Annotated in this window: 18 protein-coding genes and 1 pseudogene; 17 read left to right on the top strand and 2 right to left on the bottom strand. The window is 64.4% G+C overall.

Features of this window, described 5'->3' with window-relative positions:
- Positions 1 to 37 precede the first annotated feature (37 nt).
- From dusB to BIGA_RS03700, 7 genes are all read left to right on the top strand, one after another.
- Positions 38 to 1267: a tRNA dihydrouridine synthase DusB gene (gene dusB / locus BIGA_RS03730; protein ID WP_081929410.1), complete on the top strand. Its 1230-nt coding sequence runs from the start codon at positions 38 to 40 to the stop codon at positions 1265 to 1267.
- 127 nt (positions 1268 to 1394) lie between these two features.
- Positions 1395 to 2594 carry a cell division protein FtsZ gene (gene ftsZ, locus BIGA_RS03725; protein WP_152596045.1) on the top strand — a complete coding sequence of 400 codons (1200 nt, stop codon included), beginning with the start codon at positions 1395 to 1397 and terminating at the stop codon, positions 2592 to 2594.
- Between the two features lie 29 nt (positions 2595 to 2623).
- Positions 2624 to 3094: a cell division protein SepF gene (locus tag BIGA_RS03720; protein WP_033507835.1), complete on the top strand. Its 471-nt coding sequence runs from the start codon at positions 2624 to 2626 to the stop codon at positions 3092 to 3094.
- Between the two features lie 53 nt (positions 3095 to 3147).
- Complete coding sequence (locus tag BIGA_RS03715; protein ID WP_033507836.1) at positions 3148 to 3429, top strand: YggT family protein; 282 nt, start codon at positions 3148 to 3150, stop codon at positions 3427 to 3429.
- Between the two features lie 98 nt (positions 3430 to 3527).
- Entirely contained in the window at positions 3528 to 4808 is a 1281-nt protein-coding gene (locus BIGA_RS03710) for a DivIVA domain-containing protein (RefSeq protein ID WP_033507837.1), read from the top strand.
- Between the two features lie 27 nt (positions 4809 to 4835).
- A complete protein-coding gene (locus tag BIGA_RS03705) occupies positions 4836 to 5345 on the top strand; it encodes a signal peptidase II (protein WP_394295740.1) in 510 nt (169 codons plus the stop codon).
- On the top strand, positions 5342 to 6262 hold the full coding sequence (locus BIGA_RS03700; RefSeq protein WP_033507839.1) for an RluA family pseudouridine synthase: 921 nt from the start codon (positions 5342 to 5344) through the stop codon (positions 6260 to 6262). Before BIGA_RS03705 ends, BIGA_RS03700 begins: the two co-directional genes overlap by 4 nt.
- On the opposite strand, the gene BIGA_RS03695 is transcribed toward BIGA_RS03700, so the two are convergent.
- Positions 6230 to 6553, bottom strand: coding sequence for a hypothetical protein (locus BIGA_RS03695; RefSeq protein WP_152596042.1), 324 nt, complete (start codon positions 6551 to 6553; stop codon positions 6230 to 6232). The two genes, BIGA_RS03700 and BIGA_RS03695, sit on opposite strands and share 33 nt — an antisense overlap.
- Before the next feature lie 136 nt (positions 6554 to 6689).
- Between BIGA_RS03695 and BIGA_RS03690 the strand changes: the two genes are divergently transcribed.
- Positions 6690 to 7748, top strand: coding sequence for a helix-turn-helix transcriptional regulator (locus BIGA_RS03690; RefSeq protein ID WP_033507841.1), 1059 nt, complete (start codon positions 6690 to 6692; stop codon positions 7746 to 7748).
- A 98-nt stretch (positions 7749 to 7846) separates the two neighbouring features.
- On the opposite strand, the pseudogene BIGA_RS03685 reads toward BIGA_RS03690, so the two are convergent.
- Positions 7847 to 8572 (bottom strand): annotated as a pseudogene (locus BIGA_RS03685) (chromosomal replication initiator protein DnaA); the annotation flags it as partial.
- A 231-nt stretch (positions 8573 to 8803) separates the two neighbouring features.
- On the opposite strand from BIGA_RS03685, the gene dnaE reads away from it, so the two are divergent.
- The 9 genes from dnaE to priA all read left to right on the top strand — a co-directional run bounded on the left by dnaE (position 8804) and on the right by priA (position 21125).
- Positions 8804 to 12358 (top strand): DNA polymerase III subunit alpha, encoded by a 3555-nt coding sequence (dnaE, locus tag BIGA_RS03680; RefSeq protein ID WP_033507845.1) that lies wholly within the window; start codon positions 8804 to 8806, stop codon positions 12356 to 12358.
- A gap of 181 nt (positions 12359 to 12539) precedes the next feature.
- Positions 12540 to 13130 carry a DUF1349 domain-containing protein gene (locus BIGA_RS03675; protein WP_033507846.1) on the top strand — a complete coding sequence of 197 codons (591 nt, stop codon included), beginning with the start codon at positions 12540 to 12542 and terminating at the stop codon, positions 13128 to 13130.
- 315 nt (positions 13131 to 13445) lie between these two features.
- Positions 13446 to 15389, top strand: a complete 1944-nt coding sequence (locus tag BIGA_RS03670; RefSeq protein WP_033507847.1) for a histidine-type phosphatase — start codon at positions 13446 to 13448, stop codon at positions 15387 to 15389.
- A gap of 277 nt (positions 15390 to 15666) precedes the next feature.
- On the top strand, positions 15667 to 17058 hold the full coding sequence (gene hisD / locus BIGA_RS03665) for a histidinol dehydrogenase (RefSeq protein WP_033507619.1): 1392 nt from the start codon (positions 15667 to 15669) through the stop codon (positions 17056 to 17058).
- Entirely contained in the window at positions 17055 to 18221 is a 1167-nt protein-coding gene (locus tag BIGA_RS03660) for a histidinol-phosphate transaminase (RefSeq protein ID WP_033507617.1), read from the top strand. The genes hisD and BIGA_RS03660 overlap by 4 nt, the downstream gene beginning before the upstream one ends.
- Positions 18222 to 18343: 122 nt before the next feature.
- Positions 18344 to 18943, top strand: a complete 600-nt coding sequence (hisB, locus tag BIGA_RS03655; RefSeq protein ID WP_033507630.1) for an imidazoleglycerol-phosphate dehydratase HisB — start codon at positions 18344 to 18346, stop codon at positions 18941 to 18943.
- Entirely contained in the window at positions 18943 to 19632 is a 690-nt protein-coding gene (locus BIGA_RS03650) for a hypothetical protein (RefSeq protein ID WP_033507615.1), read from the top strand. Before hisB ends, BIGA_RS03650 begins: the two co-directional genes overlap by 1 nt.
- Positions 19633 to 19688: 56 nt before the next feature.
- Positions 19689 to 20336 (top strand): imidazole glycerol phosphate synthase subunit HisH, encoded by a 648-nt coding sequence (gene hisH, locus BIGA_RS03645; protein WP_033507613.1) that lies wholly within the window; start codon positions 19689 to 19691, stop codon positions 20334 to 20336.
- Between the two features lie 60 nt (positions 20337 to 20396).
- Complete coding sequence (priA, locus tag BIGA_RS03640; RefSeq protein ID WP_033507611.1) at positions 20397 to 21125, top strand: bifunctional 1-(5-phosphoribosyl)-5-((5-phosphoribosylamino)methylideneamino)imidazole-4-carboxamide isomerase/phosphoribosylanthranilate isomerase PriA; 729 nt, start codon at positions 20397 to 20399, stop codon at positions 21123 to 21125.
- Positions 21126 to 21127: the final 2 nt, after the last annotated feature.

The raw sequence follows: 21127 nt of genomic DNA, 5'->3' as shown, positions 1-21127 counted from the left end.
GTCCCGTCTCCGTGAATAAGGGGATGGGAATCCGGATATGTCAGAGGAAGCCGTGATCGATTGTGCCGACGAAACCGTTTCGGTCGATCCACGTACCGACGCGAAGCCGACGTCCGCCGTGCGCATCGCCCCGGTCGATCTGGGGCCGGTGCATGTCGAGACCCCGGTGGTGCTCTCGCCGATGGCGGGCGTGACCAACTGGCCGTTCCGCGTGCTGTGCGAGGAATACGGTCCGGACGGACTGTACGTGGCCGAGATGATCACGGCCCGTGCGCTGGTGGCGCGCAATCCCAAGGCGTTGCGGCTGTGCCGGTTCGCGCCGGGGGAGAGGATCCGCTCGCTGCAGCTGTACGGGGTGAACCCCGGCATCGTGGAGCAGGCGGCGCGCATCGTGGTGGACGAGGACATGGCCGACCATGTGGACCTCAACTTCGGCTGTCCGGTGCCGAAGGTCACGCGCCGCGGCGGCGGTTCCGCCCTGCCGTGGAAAACCGATCTGTTCCGTGAGATCATCCAGCGGGTCGTACGCGTCTGCGACGAGGCGAACATTCCGGTGACCGCCAAGATCCGCGTCGGGATCGACCACGACCACGAGACCTTCCACGAGGCCGGCCATATCGCCCAGGAGGAGGGGTGCAAGGCGGTGACCCTGCACGCCCGGACCACCGCCGAATACTACGGCGGGCATTCCGACTGGTCCCGGATCGGCGAGCTGGTGAGCGAACTGGACATCCCGGTGTTCGGCAACGGCGACATCTGGGGCGCCGACGACGCGCTGGCCATGGTCGAGCAGACCGGGTGCGCCGGCGTGGCCATCGGCCGCGGCTGTCAGGGGCGACCGTGGCTGTTCGCCGACATCAAGCATGCGTTCGCCGGCAGCGGGGAGCGTACGAATCCCACACTGGGTGAGGTCGGGCGCATCATCGTACGCCATGCGCAGCTGCTGACCGAGTTCTATGACGGTGACGAGCGGATGGCCGTGCACGACCTGCGCAAGCATGTGGCGTGGTATCTCAAGGGGTTCCCGGTCGGCGGGGCCACCCGTCGGGCGTTCATGGAATGCGAATCGCTGGCGGATGTGGAGCGCGAGGTGGCGCAGCTGGATCAGGACGCGCCCTATCCGGAGCGCGTGGTGGACAAGCCGCGCGGCCGGGTCCGCTTCCAGAAGAAGGTGCATCTGCCGTACGGCTGGCTGGACTCGCGGACGACCACGCACGAGGAGCGCGAGGCGCTGTTCGGCGACGATCCGATGGACGCCAGCTACTGATGGAGCACGGGAATCGCCGGGGACTGCAAAAGAGTTGTCAAAAAGCGGTACACGCTTGAGAATCTGCGTTGATTGTCAGGCCGACTGCGATAGAGTTATGCGTAACCGTGAGTGACAGGAGACTATGGTGAGCGAGATCGCCCAGACTGAATTCAACGACAAGACCAACATCAAGGTCGTCGGTGTCGGTGGAGCCGGCGGCAACGCCGTCAATCGCATGATCGCCGAAGGCCTGCAGAACGTGGAATTCGTGGCCGTCAACACCGACGCCAAGGATTTGCTGCGTTCCGATGCGGATGTGAAGATCTCTTTGGGGGACAACCAGAATCGTGGACTCGGCGCCGGTGCCGATCCCGAGCGTGGCATGAAGGCCGCCCAGGACCATCAGTCGGATATCGAGGAGGCCCTCAAGGGCGCCGATATGGTGTTCGTCACCTGCGGCGAGGGCGGCGGCACCGGTACCGGCGCCAGCCCGATCGTGGCCCGCGCGGCGCACCAGCAGGGGGCTCTGACCATCGCCGTGGTCACGCGACCGTTTGCGTTCGAAGGCCCGCAGCGTGCCAACAAGGCGGAGCTCGGCATCGAGAACCTGCGCAAGGAGGTCGATGCGCTGATCGTCATCCCGAACGACCGTCTGCTGGAGCTGTCCGATCGCTCCATCGGCATCGTGGAGGCGTTCAAGACCGCGGACAGCGCGTTGCTGGCGGGCGTGCAGGGCATCACGGATCTGATCACGCTGAACTCGTACATCCATGTGGACTTCGCCGATGTCACCGCCATCCTGCGCGGGGCGGGCACGGCGCTGTTCGGCATCGGTTCGGCACGCGGCGAGGACCGCGCCACCAAGGCCGCGGAGATCGCCATCAGCTCGCCGCTGCTGGAGGAGAGCATCGAGGGCGCTCATGGCGCGCTGATCAACATCGCAGGCCCGAGCGACATCGGTCTGCAGGAGGCGGCCGCGGCCACGCAGCTGGTGCGCGACGCCATCCATCCGGAGGCGCAGATTATCTGGGGTTTGGCGCTCGACGATTCCTACGGGGACGAGGTCAAGGTCACCGTCATCGCGGCCGGCTTCGACTCCGCCAGCAAGAAGCAGGATACGCAGGAGAAGATCACGCTGGCGCCGGCTGTGGCGTCCGCCCAGCCTTCCCCGATCTCCGTTACGCCTGCGCAGCCGCAGGCCCCGGTCGTCACCGAGCAGACGACCCCGGCGTTCGCGCCGTCCACCGGGGATGCGGCGTCGCGGTCCTTCGACGAGACGACCGAGCATGACGTCATCTCGTCCAACGACCCCAGCGATCTCGACATCCCTGACTTCCTGCGCTGAATCGACGGACTGTAACGAAAGGAACCGTGATGGCTGGGTTTATGAAGAACGCGATGTCCTATCTGGGCATGACGGATGTCGTTGACGACGACGATCCGGTGCTTGACGAGGAGCCTGCCGAATCGTCGTTCGATTCGGATCATTCGGTCACGCCGATGACTTCGAACGCGTCGTCCGGTACCTCCGGGGCCTCCCGTGAATCGTCCACCAGCCCGTTCCCGGGGCGGGTCAGCCGCATCACGACGATTCACCCCAAGACCTACGACGAGGCGCAGATGGTGGGGCGTGCGTTGCGCGACGGCGTGCCGGTGGTGCTCAACCTGACCGGTGTGCCGGAGGCCGTTGCCTACCGGATCGTCGATTTCTCCGCCGGCGTGGTGTTCGGCGTGCGCGGCTCGATCGAACGGGTGACCCCGCGCGTGTTCCTGCTGAGCCCGGCGAACATCAAGGTGGACGAACCACAGACGTCCAAGTCGACCCACGACCTGTTCTCGGACTGACGGCTCACTGTTCGTTATCAGCTTGTCCCCGGTTCTCTTGGTAGGCTGGGGACATGCTGTTATTTGTCCTCGCACGCATCATCGATTGGCTGATCGGTGCGTATATCACCGTATTGCTGATCCGGATGGTGCTGGATTGGGTGGCGGTGCTGGCCCCGCGGTGGCGTCCGCGTGGCGTGGTGTTGTCGCTGATCGGGGCGGTCTATACGCTCACCGATCCGCCCCTGAGGTGGTTGAGGCGCTATATTCCGCCGATTCCCATGGGGCCGATATATTTCGATGTCAGCTTCATCGTGCTGTATTTCGCTCTGATCGTGTTGCGGATTCTCCTTTAATGGCATGTGTAATGGCGTTCTGCACAGGGGGCGTGCTAGCATCGTAGGTTGAGTACGTACATAGCGAGGCACTATGCCTGAAGCGAGGTGCAAGATTTATGGCTCTGTTGACGCCGAAGGACATTAGGGAGCATACGTTCCGAACCGTTCGCCTGAAGGAAGGCTATGATGTCGACGAGGTCGACGACTTCCTGGATCAGGTCACCGAAACCGTTGAAGCGCTGGGCCGTCAGGCCATGCAGGGCAGCCAGTCCACGCAGTCGCTCGGTCCGGATGTTGCCAGCCTGAACACCAAGATCTCCGAGCTGACCGCGCAGGTGCAGTCGCTGCAGGAGGAGAACGAGGGCCTGAAGACCGCCGCGGCGAACGCCGGTGCCCAGTCGGCGCAGGTCGATGCCGCGCAGCTGACCGAGGCCCAGGAGAGCAACCGTGCACTCTCCGCCCAGAACGAGCAGCTCAAGGGACAGGTGGATCGTCTGAGCGCTCAGGTCGATCAGCTGACCGCCCAGGCCGCGCAGGCTTCCGGCAACGAGGATGTTGCCGCGCAACTGGTTTCCGTGCAGCGCGAGCGTGATGAGTTCCGCTCCCGCGTCGAGGATCTCTCCCGCCAGCTGGCCGCCGCCCAGCAGCAGGCCGGCGCCGCCGCCCAGCAGGCCCAGCAGGTTGACGAGCTGGCGCGCCAGCTGCGGGAATCGCAGGATCGTGAGGCGCAGCTGCGCGAGCAGATGGCCAAGGTGGAGCCCGCCGCGGAGACCGGCAGCCTGCAGAAGATCGCCGGTGCCGCCGCGGCCGCCACCACCGAACCGGAGCGCGCCACCGCCATGCTGACGCTGGCTATGCAGCTGCACGACCAGTACGTCGACAAGGGCAAGGCCAAGGCCAAGGAGATCACCGACACGGCCCAGAACCGTTACGAGGAGACCGTGGCCAAGGCCAACGACTACTCCACCCGCACCCGCACCGAGGCCGACGATTACAGCCAGCGCGTGCACGCCGATGCCGACGAGTACTCTGATCGCACCCGTGCCGAGGCCGATAGCTATGCGGTCAAGACCCGTCAGGATGCCGACACCTACATGCAGAACAAGCATGTGGAGGGCGACCAGTACTCCGAGGCCAAGCATCAGGCGGCCGACCAGTACGAGGCCGAGGTCCAGCGCCGCGCCGCCGAGTACGATCAGAAGACCCGCAACGGTGCCGATGCCTACGCCGAGGAGGTTCGCAACAACCTGGAGACCCAGAGCAAGGTCATCGAGGGCAACATCCAGAGCCTGAAGCATTTCGAGAGCGAATACCGCGCCCGCTTGACCGAGTTCCTCGGCCAGCTGGTCTCCCAGGTCTCGGATACGAACAACTTCAATCAGGTCGAGCAGAACTGACCTGACCGGAGCTGATACCGTATGACTGTGAGTCAACAAAGACGGCTGCGCACACGCGTGGCCGTCTTTGCGTGTATTGCGATTGTCGGACTGATCCTTGACCAGGGCACCAAGCTGTGGGCGCTGCAGGCGCTGGCCGATGCCGGTACGGTGCCGGTGATTCCCGGACTGCTGTCGTTCACGCTGGTGTTCAACCCGGGTATGTCATTGGGGCTGTTCTCCTCCGCCACCTGGGCCATCTCACTGCTGGCCGCCGTGGCATGTGTACTCCTGGTCGTCGGCGCGTTGAAGACCGTCAGACTGGCGTGGACCGTGGTGCTGTCCGTGGCGTTCTCAGGTGCCTTGGGCAATCTGATCGACCGCGTGGTGTACGCGGATGGTTTCCTCAACGGCAAGGTGGTGGATTTCATCAACTACGGGTGGTCCGTGGGGAATGTGGCGGACATCCTGCTTGTGGGCGCCGGCATTGCGGTGGTGCTGCTGTTGGTGCTGGGGGTGCCCTTCAGCGAATCGGATCTTGGCGAGGAGCGACGATGACCCATCTGGCACCGGCTCCTGATGCGCTGATCGGCAAGCGGTTCGACGTTGCCGTGGCCAAGATGCTTGGCATCTCACGGGCGAAGGCGTCCGACCTGGTTGCCAGCGGACAGGCGCACGTATTGGGGCGTGACGTGGCGAAATCGGGGATATTGCAGGCCGGCGACATGGTGGAGTTCGACCTGCAGGAGGAACGCCACGAGCCTGAACCCATCGCCGACGACATGCGTGTCGTCTATGAGGACGATGACGTTGTGGTGGTGGACAAGCCGGTCGGCGTCGCCGCACACGCCTCGGTGGGATGGACCGGCCCCACGGTGCTGGGCAGTTTGCTGGACCGCGGGGTGCATATCACCTCGTACGGTGCGCCGGGGCGGCAGGGGATCGTAAGCCGGCTGGACGTCGGCACCTCCGGTCTGATGCTGGTGTGCAAGTCGGAGCTGGCGTACAAGGAGATGCGGCGTCAGTTCGCCGAACATGAGGTGGTGAAGACCTATCATGCCTTGGTTCAGGGCAACCTCAAGGAGGATAGGGCCACTATCGATGCGCCGATCGGGCGTGCCAAGGTGTCCGATTTCCGCTTCACCGTAACCCCTGCCGGCAAGGAGGCGGTCACGCATTGGGATGTGATGGAGCGTTTCGGCGAGGCCACGCTGGTGAGCGTGAACCTGGAGACCGGGCGTACCCATCAGATCCGTGTACATTTCTCCTCCATCGGGCATCCGCTGGTGGGCGACCCGATGTATGGGGCGAATCCGGTGATGGCGGCCGAGCTGGGTCTGGAACGCCAATGGCTGCATGCGGTGCAGTTGGAGTTCCGGCATCCCCGCACGCACGTATGGACCACCGTCACGTCGACGTATCCCGCCGATTTGGAGCATGCGCTAGAGCAGCTGCGTGCCCAGCACGCCGAGTAACGGCACCGCGCCCACGGTGATGGCGTATATCGATATCCAACGGCTGCACGAACGGCGGCAGAGACTGATGACGCCCAGGACGAGGGATGCCAGGGCCGTAACCACCGTCAGCCAGCCGGTGGCCAGCATCGACACCATGAGCAGCGCGCCCCAGGGGGAGTATTCGCCGGAGAGCAACATCCACGTCTGAAACGCTGTACCCAGCAGGCCGAGCGTGGTGCACACGGCCGCCACCAACGTCGCTATGGTGATGATATTTGGTTTACCGGGCGATATGTGTTGTCTGGTCATGATGATGACGGTAGACGGGACGTGCCGCCGATGTCCAGATGATTCGGACAATGTGGTCGAACGATACCGGTTATCCACATGTCCGGCGTGTCGTCGCGGCTATGATGAGGGTAGGCGTCGAGTCCGGGAGGGCGGCATGGCAGGCAGGAAAACGCGTAGCACCAACGAGATTCTGGTGGATATCCTGAACGAACTGGCCGAGCATACCGATTCGGAACACGGCCTGACGGTCAAGGAGCTGAGCGATCGTGTCGGGGCAACCGAGAAAACGGTGCATGCTCATCTGCAGCTATTGGAGGCTCAGCGTCCTATGGGTCGGACGGTTCGGCGTCTGACCGCAGCCGATATGCGTCAGGCGGACAGTGCCGATGCACGCCCCGGATGGTGCATGGAGCCTGCGATCGATGTGGCCGAGCTGCGCCTGTTCGGTGACGGGCTGGCATTGTCCCGCATCGATGAGGAGTATGCGCGGGAGTCCTATGACCGATTGCGCGTTCTTGCGGGATTCGCCGGCGCGCATTCACAGGGGTTGCGGAACATACGGGTACCCAGACCGTACAATCGTGAGTTCCTGTCGAATGTCGAGAATCTGGACGAGGCCATCAGCGGGAAACGCGTGGTGTCCTTCCGGATGTGCGATTACGCGGTGGATGGCAGTCTGACGCTGCGTATCGATCCGGAAAGCGGCAAACCGCGGGAATACCGTGCCGACCCGTATCAGATGACGTACCGCAACGGCATGTACTACCTGCTCTGCCATATGCATGGCAAGAACGGCGTGGCATTCGCGCATGTCGATAGGATTCGCGACCTGCGGATTGTGGAGGGTGTACGGCAGGAGTGCCCGTTGGAGGAGTTGCACGCGCCGGATGGCTCCCCGTTCTCGTTGGCGGATTATCTGGCGGAACGCCTATATCCATGGACCGGCCAGGCCGAGGACATCCTGATGCATGTCAGCAGCCTGTCATGCATCTATGACTGGTTCGAGCGCCCCTCGGTCAGCCGAGTGGATGCGCGCACGTATGAGGTCGCCGTGCACGCCGACCCGCAGACCGTCTTGTGGTGGGCCCTACAATACTCCGATAACGTCGACATCGATATTGTGCAGCCCCAGTCGTTGCGCGACGCCATGGCCGCCGTGGGCCGACGTCTGGTCGAACGATACGGCAGCCGCTCCGGTGAAGATGACGTCTGACGGGATGCCGGTGGATATGCCATGCGGCGGAAGCGCCAGAAGCGGGAGGGCGCCGCTGCGAACGCTTCCGTTTGCGTGGCATGCTATGCCATGATGCCGAGTTCCCGTTTGGTGAACTGGGCTGTCATGGATTGTCCGGTGAGCGTGGCGATGACGGCAAGTCGGGTGAGGGCGCCTTTGAGGGTGCGGATGTCGTCGGGGTACTGCTCGACGAGCAGATCAATGGCCTCGGCGGGGATGTCGTATCCGTGCATGGTGGCCGTCATGCGCAGGATCGCCGTTCTGGTTTCGAGCGATGGGGCGTTGAGACTCACCACGATGCCGGATTGCAGACGGGTGATGAGGGGCTGCGTGAATCCTTTGAGGTTTTTGGGTGCGACGTCGCTGGCGATGACGATGCGTTTGCTGGCTTGGTAGAGGCTGTTGAAGGTGTGGAAGAACTGTTCGAGGGTGGCTTCCTTGCCGCCGAGGAATTGGATGTCGTCGATCAGGAGGACGTCGACCTGGCGGTAGCGTCGGTTGAATTCGGCGATGCGGCCCTGGCTTTGGTTGGGGTTCTGGAGGGCGTCGATGAATTCGTTGGTGAATTCCTCTGATGTGACGTAGCGGACCTTGAGGGTGGGGTCCTTGACGAGGGCGTAGTTGCCGATGGCGTTGAGCAGGTGGGTTTTGCCCAGGCCTGATCCGCCGTAGATGCATAGGGGGTTGAAGTCCTGTCCTGATCCTTCGGCGACGGCGAGGGCGACGGTGCGTGCGAAGCGGTTGGAGTCGCCGGGCACGAACGTGTCGAACGTCGCATTCTTATTCAGATGCGTCTCCGGATCCATGGGAGACCATGGATGGGGAGCAGGGACGCTCCCGTGTTGATTCATAGGTGCCGTCGTCATCGTGACCAACTCCTTTCCGTTCTGCCGCATGCCCGCGGTCGTGGCGCTGTATGGTGCGCACCATTGTTGACTCACACACGCGGAATCGGTACATATCTACCATCGGTGCGTGTCGGGTGGAGACTGGAGCAACGGTTATCGTGGACCTACTGAGGTAAGGTGGAACCTATGGCTGGATCAGGTAGTGACTTCGTGCAACTGCACAACCATACGCATTACTCGTTGCTGGATGGTGCGTCCAAGATTCCCGATCTGGTGCGGCGCACCAAGGAACTGGGTATGACGGCCGTCGGCATCGCCGACCACGGCAACATGCACGGTGCGTACGAGATGTGGAGCGAGGCCGTCAAGGTCGGCGTCAAACCGATCATCGGCATCGAGGCCTATACCACGCCGGAAACCGCCAGGCAGGACAAGACCCGCGTGCATTGGGGCACCGAGGCGCAGCGCTCCGACGACGTGTCCGGCGGCGGCCTGATCGCCCATCTGACGTTGTGGGCGGAAACCGATGAAGGCCTGAAGAACCTGTTGAAGGCATCCTCGGTGGCCAATCTCGAAGGCCGCGTGATGCGCTATCCGCGTATGGACAACGAGGTGCTCTCCACCTATTCCAAGGGCGTGATCTGCGGTTCGGGCTGCCCCTCGGGCATCATCCAGACCCGTCTGCGCCTCGGTCAGTTCGATGAGGCATTGCGCTACGCCGGCGAACTGCAGGACATCTACGGCCGTGACAACTTCTACATCGAACTGATGGACCACGGTCTGAAGATCGAAACCCAGGTGACCAATGAACTCCTGGACATCGCCAAACGGCTCAACGCGCCGCTGTTGGCCACGAACGACTCCCATTACGTGCTGGAGGAGGATCGCGGCGCACAGGACGCGATGCTGTGCATCAACTCCGGTTCGCGGCTGGATGACCCCGACCGTTTCAAATTCGACGGTTCCGGCTACTACCTGAAATCCGCCGAGGAGATGCGTGCGCTGTTCAAGGACCTGCCCGAGGCCTGTGACAATACGATCGAGGTGGCCGAACGCTGCAACGTGATGTTCGACGACGGCGAGGACGGCGCTTTCATGCCGCAGTTCGCCTGTCCGGAAGGCTGGGACGAGACCTCGCTGTTCCTCAAGCAGGTGGAGGAGGGCCTGGAGAAGCGCTACAAGGGCAATGTGCCGATGGATGTGCTGAAGCAGGCCGACTACGAGTGCGGCGTGATCTGCCAGATGCAGTTCTGCGGCTACTTCCTGGTTGTCTCCGACTACATCAACTGGGCGAAGAACAACGGCGTGATGGTCGGCCCCGGCCGTGGCTCCGCCGCAGGCTCGATGGTCGCCTACGCCATGGGCATCACCGAACTCGACCCGTTGCAGCACGGCCTGATCTTCGAACGGTTCCTGAACCCCGAACGTGTGTCCCTGCCGGATATCGATACCGATTTCGACCCGGAAGGACGCATGCGTGTGCTGGAATACGTGGCCGACAAGTACGGTCATGACAAGGTGGCCCAGTGTGTGATCTATGGCACCATCAAGACCAAGCAGGCGTTGAAGGATTCGGCCCGCATCATGGGGTACGAATTCTCCGTCGGCGAGCATGTCACCAAGGCACTTCCGCCGAGCAAGAACGGCAAGGACGCCAGCCTCAAGGAGATCTTCGACCCGACATCGAAGCGGTACGCGGAGGCGCGCGAGTTCCGTGAGATGTACGAGTCCGAACCGGACGCGCACCGCATCATCGATGAGGCCAAAGGCATCGAGGGCCTGATCCGTCAGACCGGTGTGCATGCCTGCGCCACCATCATGGGTTCCGAGCCGATCACCGACACGTCCCCGTTGCTGGAACGCACCGACGGCACGGTCACCACCACCTTCGAATACCACACCTGCGAAACGCTGGGTCTGGTCAAGATGGACTTCCTGGGCCTGTCCAATCTCACGGTCATCCGAGATACGCTGCGCAACATCGAACGCAACGGCAAGCCGGCCATCGACTACCGAGAGATTCCGCTGGACGACAAGGAGACCTACCAGCTGCTGTCGCGCGGCGATACGCTGGGCGTCTTCCAGCTCGATTCCGACGGCATGCGCTCGCTGCTCAAAAGCCTCAAGCCGGATAACTTCAATGACATCTCGGCACTGATCGCCCTATACCGACCGGGCCCGATGGATGTCGATTCACACAACAACTATGCCAAGCGCAAGAACGGCCTGCAGAAGATCACGCCGATCCACCCGGAGGTGGCCGAGGCGTTGGCCCCCGTGCTGGACGAGACCTATGGTCTGATCGTCTACCAGGAGCAGGTGCAGTCGTCCGCGCGTATCCTGGCCGGCTACTCGCTCGGTCGAGCCGACGTGCTGCGCCGAGCCATGGGCAAGAAGAAGCCCGAGGTGCTGGCCAAGGAGCAGGTGCCGTTCTTCGCCGGCATGAAGGAGCACGGCTATTCCGAGGAGGCGGCGCAGGCCGTCTGGGACATCTTCGTGCCGTTCGCCGGGTACGCGTTCAACAAATCGCACTCCGCCGCATACGGTCTGATCTCCTACTGGACCGCGTATCTGAAGACCCATTATCCGGTGGAGTTCATGGCGGCCCTGCTGCAGAACGAACGCACCAACAAGGACAAGACGGCGCTGTATCTGGGCGAGGCCAGGCGTATGGGCATCCAGGTGCTGCCGCCCGACGTGAACGAATCTGTACTGGAATACTCCGCCGTCGGCGATGTCGTGCGTTTCGGCCTGGGTGCGATCCGCAACGTCGGCGACCAGCCGGTGGCCGACATCATCGCCGAACGCAGCGGCCCGCGGGGCAAGTTCGTCAACTTCATGGACTTCATCCGTCGCGTACCGTTGAGCGCGTTGAACCGGCGTCTGGTCGAATCCCTGATCAAGGCCGGCGCCTTCGACTCCATCGACCCGAACCGGCGGGCGCTCTACCAGATTCACGAGGCGGCCATCGACTCGGTGGTCGGGCTCAAGCGCAAGCAGGCGGAGGGTCAGTTCGACCTGTTCTCCGATGTCGACGGTGGTGATGCCGAGGACATGGGCGATGCCGGTGTCACCGTGCCGGACGTGGAGGAGTGGGACAAGAAGACCAAGCTCAACTTCGAGCGCGAGATGCTGGGCCTGTATGTGTCCGACCATCCCCTGAGCGGCATGCAGGCCGTGCTTGCCAGTCTGCGCGAGATGTCGATCGCGCATCTGATTGACCGCGCCAAGACCATGCCCGATCGCATGCAGGTCACCATCGCGGGCCTCGTGACCGGCGTGGACCGGCGTGTGTCCAAGAAGGGCAATGCATGGGCCATCGTCACGATCGAGGACATGGAAAGCTCGATCCAATGCATGTTCTTCGGCAAGGTGTACGAGGCGGCGGCCGCCGATCTGGCCATCGACACCGTGGTGCGCATCCGTGGCATGGTGGAGGTGCGCGACGAGAGCGTGAGCCTGCGAGCCACCGAGATGGATGTGCCGACGTTGGAGGCGGTGGACGAACGTCCGCTCGTCATCACGCTGCCGCAGGTGGCGCTCAACCGCGCCCATGTCATGCAGCTGGGGCAGATCCTGACCAATCACCCCGGATACTGCGAGGTCAAGCTCGCCATCGTGGACGACAAGGGCAACGCGCAGGTGCTGACCTTCGGCGACCGGTTCCGCGTCAAACGCGACACCTCGCTGTTCGCCGAGATCAAGATCCTCTTCGGTCCCAGCTGCCTGCCGGCGGCCTGACGGCATACGCTGACGGGGCGTCGACCACGTGCGGTCCGGCGCCCCGGCGTTCCGATCCGAGCGGTTGCAGTGCCGGGGCGATGGCGTGTCGGTTCATCGCCGGCGATATTATCTAACATGTATTAGATATGCGTCACCGTCGCGGATGATGGCATGGCGCAGCCATACGAAAGGAGCCGACATGGAATTCCAGTGGATCAATGAGTCGACGGTGACCGAGCGAGACGGCATGATCAGCATCCTCGCCCCGGAACACACCGATTTCTTCTGCAACAGCGGTGCGGAGGCGGAAGAGGGCGACGCGGTGCCCGACTCGCTGTGCAACGCGCCGTTCTACTACACCGAGGTCGAAGGCGATTTCGTGCTGCGCGTCAAGGTGTCGCACGATTTCAAGCAGACCTATGACTCCTGCTCGATCATGGTGTTCAAGGACCTGACTCACTGGGCCAAGGCCTGTTTCGAACTGACCGACTTCGGCACCCGCGCCATGGTCAGCGTGGTCACCAAGGACGTCTCCGACGACGCCAATGGCCCCAACGTGGACGCCGACGCGGTCTGGCTGCAGATGTGTCGCAAGGGCGACGCCTTCGCCTTCCACTATTCGCTGGACGGCGAACACTTCTACATGATGCGCTTCTTCACGCTCGACGCCGGCAAGGTGGCCAAGGTCGGTCTGCTGGCGCAGGCGCCGACCGGCGAGGGTGGCGAGCGTCGCTACGAGCACCTGTCGATCGAGCATCGCACCGTGGCCAATATCCGCATGGGGGAGTGATATCCGTCTTAGGAAACCGTGATACGGCGGCCTGTTGCGAAGATGGCGTCCCGCGAGGATCGTTTCCTTGCGGGACGCCATCACGTTGTTACTCCCGGGAAGTAAGCGTAATGCTTCGTGGATATCATGAACTGTTCACCATGGCGTAACCCCTATCCCGCGTTCCTCGAACCGGTTCGCTGATAGAACTGGGTTGTCCGTTGCGCGGCCCAGCCGACAGGGGCCGCGGTTCGATTCGATGATCCGACGGGTGCGGGCGTGATGTGCGCCCGGAAAGAGGGACACAAGGAGACCATTGTGAACAAGCAGTCGAAGATGCGTCGGGCGTTGGGCTCGGGCGTGGCCGGTGTGGCCGCCCTGGCGATGTTGGCGACGGGCACGGCCCATGCTGCGAACGGCACCTACTACAGCAGCAAGCAGCCGTACATCGTTCCCCAGCAGGCACTTGACATGAGCTACTCCGCAGCGCCGGAAGGGTACACGATCACCTACACCGAGATGCTCGCCCGCCACGGTTCCCGCGGCCTGTCCAGCTACAAGTACGACGCGCTGCTCAAGATGATGGGGCAGACCGCCTCCGAGGTGGGCGGCTTCGTCAGCGAGGAGGCCGAACAGGCGTTCATGGCGAATGTGCAGGCCATCATCGATGCCAACGTGGAGAACGGCTACGGCATGCTGACCGGCCAGGGCGCCACCCAGCATCAGGGCATAGGCTCGCGCGCCTACCAGCGCAACAAGCAGCTGTTCGACCAGGCCACAGCCGATGGCGAGACGATCGAATACGAATCCTCAGGCGAGGCCCGCGCCACCGAATCCGGCGAGAACTTCAAGAAGGGGTTCGACCAGGCCTCCGGCAACACGCTGTCGGACTCCTATGAGACCCCGACCGACCCCGCCGGTGAGGGCGATGCGGCACCGTTCCAGAAATCCCCGGACACCCTGTACTTCCATAAGACCGACAACCCCGACGGCTCCGAGAAGACCGGCGAGGCCGCCGACATCGCGTCCCATTATGAGAGCTTTGTCGAGAACGATGAGACGATCGCCAACGCCGAGGACTACATCGAGAACGTCGATGCGTCGGTCACGGTCTCCTACGACCTGCTCTCCCAGATCTTCACCGAGGACTTCCTGGAGAAGGTCGACGACGGCACCTACTCCTGGTACAACACCACCACCGGAGAGAAGGACTCGGATGAGGATGGTAAGGCCGATGATGGATCCGGAACGGACATCCGCAACTGCGCCATCGAGGGTGATCCCGACGAGCTGATGGCCGAGTACGGCGAGGACATCTGCGGCGAGACCGGCAAACACATCTCCTCGGTGGTCGACGCTGCGATGGACCTGTACAACCTGTACATCATCGCCGCGGACATGCAGGAGGAAAACACTGGCGATCACACCTTCGACTTCGACCAGTACTTCACGACCATCAGCCCCGAGGACGGCGACGTCTTCGCCTGGATCCTGGATATGGAGGACTTCTACGAGAAGGGGCCGAGCTACGCCGGTCAGGATGAGACCTACCGTATCGCCCAGCCGCTGCTTGACGACTTCTTCAAGTCGATCGACGAGCGCGTGGCCGGCGGCACAACCGCCGCAACCTTCCGCTTCGCGCACGCCGAGACCATCATGCCGTTCGCCGCACTGATCGGCGCACCGGGCTCCACGCAGCAGGCTCCGGCGGTCGAGAATCCGCAGTCCGTCGCCGATGTGTACAACTACCAGAACAACGAATGGCGCGGCGAGTCCGTCACCCCAATGGCGGCCAACATCCAGTGGGACGTGGCCACCAGGGACGGCATCGATCCGGAGACCGGCAAGGCCTACACCCCGCTGATCCGCATGCTGTACAACGAGGAGGAGGTTGCATTCGGCGGCACCAACACGCTGACGCGCGGACTGTCCTCCTGCACCCCGGTGGCCGAAGGCTCCACCTGGTACAAGGAATCCGAGCTGAAGAGCTGCCTGGGTGTGGACGGTAAGCGTATCCCGTCCACCGAGGAACCGACCATCACGGTCGAGACCGGCACCTCGGGCGATCAGCAGCAGGACGGCAACGCCGGCGACCAGAACCAGAACACCGGTGACGGCGTTACCGGTCCGTCGGATTCCACCAAGAAGCCGACGGCCGCCGACCAGCCGAAGACGATCGCCAAGACCGGCTCGGCCATGATCGTTCCGGCCGTGGCCGCGGTGGTGCTGATCGCCGCCGGCGTCACGTTGGTGTTCGTCAGGCGCGCCAAGCGGCACTGACAGTGATATGAAGGAGGCGTTCGGGCGTTCCGGACGCCTCCTTTCGTATCCGACATACCGACATGGTGGCGGATCCACCCCGAAAGTTTGCCGACTTCGGCGGAACCTGGCCGAAGTCGGCAAACTTTTTTTTGGGGGGGGGGTATTTCGCCATCATGCCGGTATGTCGGGTATCGAATCCGGGCCTACGGCCGATAATCGGCTCCGGTCCGTGGGCTCATCTCACGATTCGGCTGGTAAAACGCCCACGGCAAGCCGGTTGTTACGATAGGCAGGTATGAATACCCCTACGATGCGAATCATTGATCTGCGAGGCAAGCGCCTCACCCGTGCCGAGATGCTGGCTGCCATGCCGCGTGCCGAGATGGGCACCGACGAGGCCACCGAACTGGTCCAGCCGATCCTCGACGATGTCAAGGCCCGCGGCGCCGCGGCGCTGCGCGACTTCGAGGAGAAGTTCGACCATGTGCGTCCCGAGCATCTGCGCGTGCCCGCCGAGGCGATGACCGCCGCGCTTGAGGAGCTCGACCCGGCCGTGCGCGCCTCCATCGAGGAGTCCGTGCGCCGCTCGCGCGCCGTCGCCGCATCGCAGGTTCCCGAGGACTTCCACACCGATCTGGCACCCGGCGCCCGCGTGGCCGAACGCTGGATCCCCGTGCAGCGCGTCGGCCTGTACGTGCCGGGCGGCAAGGCCGTGTACCCGAGCTCGGTCATCATGAACGCGGTGCCCGCCCAGGCCGCCGGCGTCGAATCGCTGGCCATCGCCACCCCGCCGAAGACGGCGGACGGCCTGCCGGACAAGACCATCCTGGCCACCTGCGCCATCCTCGGCGTCGATGAGGTGTACGCGGTCGGCGGCGCCCAGGCCATCGCCATGTTCGCCTACGGCGCCAGGGGCACCGAGCCGCAGGACGGCGAGGTGCTGTGCGAGCCGGTCGATAAGATCACCGGCCCCGGCAACATCTTCGTGGCCACCGCCAAGCGCATGGTCTCCGGCATCGTCGGCATCGACGCGGTCGCCGGCCCCACCGAGATCGCCATCATCGCCGACGCCGGCGCGAACCCCGAATACCTGGCCGCCGACCTGATCGGCCAGGCCGAGCATGACGAACTCGCCGGCTCCGTCCTGATCACCGACAGCGAGGAGATCGCCACCAAGACCCAGGAGAGCCTGAACCGCCGCGTGCCGCGCACCAAGCACGCCGAACGCGTCGCCACCTCGCTGACCGGCCGCCAGTCCGGCATCATCCTGACCGACGGCCTCGGCCAGTCCATCGACGCGGCCAACGCATACGCCGCCGAACACCTGGAGATCCAGACCGCCGACGCGGACGCCGTCGTCAAGCGCATCCGCAACGCGGGCGCCATCTTCCGCGGCCCGTATTCGCCGGTGCCGCTGGGCGACTACATGTCCGGCTCCAACCACGTGCTGCCCACTTCCGGCACCGCGCGTTTCGCCGCGGGCCTCGGCGTGCACACGTTCATGAAGCCGGTGGAGGTCATCGAATATGACGAGGAGGGCCTCAAGGCGCTCGCTGCACGTATCAACACCTTCGCCGTCTCCGAGGATCTGCCCGGCCACGGCGAGTGCGTGCTCACCCGTTTCGTCGCCGACCCGTACGACAAGGCGACGCTGGACCAGCAGGAAATCGAGGCCGGCCTGAAATGAGCGAGTCGATCCCCGCAAGCCTGCCGCTGCGCAACGATCTGATCGGCGAGGAACCGTACGGCGCCCCGCAGCTCGACGTGCCGGTGTGCCTCAACGTCAACGAGAACCCGTACGCGCCCGACCCGGCCGTCTGCGATTCGATCGCCGCGCGGGTGCGCCGGATCGCGCCCACGCTGAACCGGTATCCGGACCGCGAGCACATCGAGCTGCGTCAGGCGTTCGCCACGTATCTCAAGCGTGAATCCGGCGTGGACCTGAGCGTGGACCAGCTGTGGGGCGCGAACGGCTCCAACGAGATCATGCTGCAGGTCTTCCAGGCATTCGGCGGCCCCGGCCGCACGGCCCTGGGCTGCGATCCGACGTACTCGATGTACCCCGAGTACGCGCGCGACACGTTCACCGCCTGGCGGGTCGCGCACCGCAACGAGGACTTCACGTTGAACGTCGAGCGCACCATCGCGGCCATCAACGAGGTGCATCCGGCGATCGTACTGCTGACCAGCCCGAACAACCCGACCGGCACCCCGCTCAACATGGCCGACCTCAAACGGATCCTCGCCGCCTGCGAGACCGCACCCGTGGCGGGAGCGGCCGAAGGCGTGCATCCGGTGGTGGTGGTGGACGAGGCCTACATCGAATTCCGCAACCTCGGCACCCCGTCGGCAGTGACCCTGATCGGCGAGCATCCGAACCTGGCCGTCAGCCGCACGATGAGCAAGGCCTTCGCCTTCGCCGGCGCCCGTGTCGGCTATATGGCCGCCAGCAAGGGCATCATCGACTGCCTGCGCATCGTGCGCATGCCCTACCATCTGTCGGCCATCACCCAGGCGGCCGCGCTCGCCGCGTTCGAACACACCGACGAGCAGCTGAGCCGCGTGGGCCATCTGCGTGATATCCGTCAGCAGACCGCGGCATGGCTGAAAACCCAGACGTATCAGGGGCGGCCGCTTGAGGTGGCCGAGTCCGAGTCGAATTTCCTGCTGTTCGGCGGTCACTTCGCCGACCGCGACCGCATCTTCCGGGAGCTGCTGGACCGCGGCGTGCTGATCCGCGTGGTCGGTCCCGAAGGGTGGCTGCGCGTCTGCATGGGCACCGACGAGGAGATGGCCCGCTTCCGCACGGCGCTCGCCGAGGTGCTGGCGGAACCCCAGGACGCGGACTGATTCCAGTCCGACCCGGTCAACGTTACGCCGACGGCACACACACCGCACTATGCTGAAGGAAGCACCGTACACGGCCGATGGGCAAGGGCTCGGCGCATGCCGGCAACCCGGAAGGAGCAACGATGGCACGTACCGCAACAATCGTGCGCGAAACCAGCGAGTCGCGCATTGAACTGACGCTGAACCTGGACGGCACCGGCAAGACCGACATCAGCACCTCCGTGCCGTTCTACGATCACATGATGACCGCGCTCGGCAAGCATTCGCTGATCGACCTGAGGATCCGCGCCACCGGCGACACCGACATCGATGTGCACCACACCGTGGAGGATACGGCCATCGTCTTCGGCGAGGCGTTGCGCCAGGCACTTGGAGACAAGCGCGGCATCCGCCGGTTCGCCGACGCCACCGTGCCGTTGGACGAGGCGCTCGCCAAGGCTGTCGTCGACATCTCCGGACGGCCGTACGTGGTGTGCTCCGGCGAGCCAGAAGGCTTCGAGTACGCGATGATCGGCGGCCATTTCACCGGTTCGCTGGTCCGTCACGTCATGGAGTCGATCGCGCTGCATGCCGGCATCTGCCTGCATCTGCAGCTGCTGGCCGGCCGCGATCCGCACCACATCGCCGAAGCGGAGTTCAAGGCCGTGGCCCGCGCGTTGCGCTTCGCCATCGAGCCCGACCCGCGCGTGGACGGCATCCCGAGCACGAAGGGGGCGCTGTGATGAGCGAATCGAATCCCGACGAGTTCAAGGACGACGGCCCCTCGTTCAGCGATGAGGAACTGGAGGCGGCCCTGGCCGGATTCGAGGCGGAATTCCGGGATGAGGCCTCCGGCGCGGACCCCGCTGTTAAGGATGCGGATGGCGGTCCGCTGCCCGACGGCGTGACGGTTCCCGATGACGCCTCCGAACTGACCGGCTCGTTCGATGACGAGCTGGAGGGACTGCTCGGCAACAAGGCCAAAACCGCCATGATCATCACGCAGCTGGCCTCCGCCGACCTGCTGGCCGCGTTCTGCCAGCTGGCCGATGTCTCGGCCACCTGTCTGGAGGACGCGCAGGGCGCGGTGGCGGTGCTGCGCAATCTGGACGGCGACGGCCCCGAGGCGGCCGCCAAGGATCTGACCTGCGTGGTGGCCGGCATGCCGGTCATCCTGGCCGTCAACCGCGCCGACAAGCTCGAAGCCACACTCTACGTGAAGGGACAGCCCGGGCAGACCTTCGCCCCGCCGATCCTGTTCACCCAGACTCCGCCGTTCGTGGAGGACCTGATGCTGGGCATCGGCACGGTGGACGGCGTAATCGCGCAGGGCGTACACACCGTGGACTCGGGCAGCTTGGACCGTGAGACCGCCATGAAGGTGATCGCCCAGCATACGCGGTTCGGGCGCGGCTCCTCGAAGATTCAATAACCGTGGCACGCGCACGGTGGGTGGCTCCATCGGCGTGGACAGTGAAAGGATGAAGCATGACTTCGGTGGTGGTGTTCGACTACGGCTTCGGCAATGTCCGGTCGATGGTGCGCGCGTTGGCGAATCTGGATCTGGACGTGACGCTCACGTCGGATTACCGGCAGTCGCTGGAGGCCGACGGGCTGGTGGTGCCGGGCGTCGGCGCGTTCGCCGCCTGCATGGAGGGCCTGCACAAGGTGCGTGGTGACCGCGTGGTGACTGACCGTCTGCGCCTCGGACGCCCGGTGCTGGGCGTATGCGTGGGCGAACAGGTGATGTTCCAGCATGGCAGCGAGCACGGTGTGCCGGCCGCAGGCCTGGGGCTGGTCGGCGGCGCGGTGGGGCCGTTGGATGCGGATGTGGTGCCCCATATGGGATGGGACACGGTTGAGGCCCCCGAGAACAGCACGCTGCTGGACGGGCTGGATGGGGCGCGGTTCTATTTCGTGCATTCGTATGCCGCCGCCGAGGCCACGCCGCTGGGGCCGGATGCCGCGCCGGTCGATTTCGGCGACGCCCCCCAGCATGTGGGATGGTGCACGTACGGCCGCAGCCGGTTCGTGGCCTCCTATGAGCGCGGGCCGCTGTTCGCCACGCAGTTCCATCCCGAGAAATCGGCGGAGGCCGGCGCCCGGTTGCTGCGCAACTGGGTGGGCATCCTGTAACGGCCGTCGGCCGGCACCGATCGCATTGTGGATCAGACCCCTTATCGAAAGGATCACATCATGGCTTTGACCCTGCTTCCCGCCGTCGACGTCCGCGACGGCAAGGCCGTGCGCCTGCGCCAGGGCGCGTCCGGCTCGGAAACCGACTACGGCTCCCCGCTGGAAGCCGCCCGCGCATGGGTGGAATCCGGTGCCGAGTGGATCCATCTGGTCGATCTCGACGCCGCCTTCGGCACGGGGGACAACCGCGACCAGCTCAAGGCGATCGTGGCTGAACTGGGGGAGCGCGTCCATATCGAGATGAGCGGCGGCATCCGCGACGACGACAGCCTCAAGGCCGCGTTGGAGGCCGGGGCCGCGCGCGTGAACATCGGCACCGCCGCACTGGAGAACCCGGAGTGGACCGCCGACGTGATCCGCCGCTACGGCGACCGCGTGGCCGTGGGGCTGGACGTGCGCGGGCACACGCTGGCCGCCCGCGGCTGGGTCAAGGAGGGCGGCGATCTGTTCGAGACGATGGCGTTCCTCGACTCCGTGGGCTGCTCGCGGTACGTGGTGACCGACGTGGCCCGCGACGGCATGATGAGCGGGCCGAACCTCGACCTGCTGCGCGAGGTGGCCGAACGCACCGAGGCCAAGGTCACGGCGTCCGGCGGCATCTCCTCGCTGGAGGATCTGAAGGCCATCAGACAGCTCGCGCCGTTGGGTGTGGATTCGGCGATTCTCGGCAAATCGCTGTACGCGCGCGCCTTCACGCTGCAGGAGGCGCTGGAGGTCGCCGCGGCCTGACG

This window comes from Bifidobacterium pullorum subsp. gallinarum, from assembly GCF_000741215.1.
GTDB lineage: Bacteria > Actinomycetota > Actinomycetes > Actinomycetales > Bifidobacteriaceae > Bifidobacterium > Bifidobacterium pullorum_B.
Note: the sequence above shows the minus strand (reverse complement) of the source record. Positions and strands in the feature narration are given on the sequence as shown.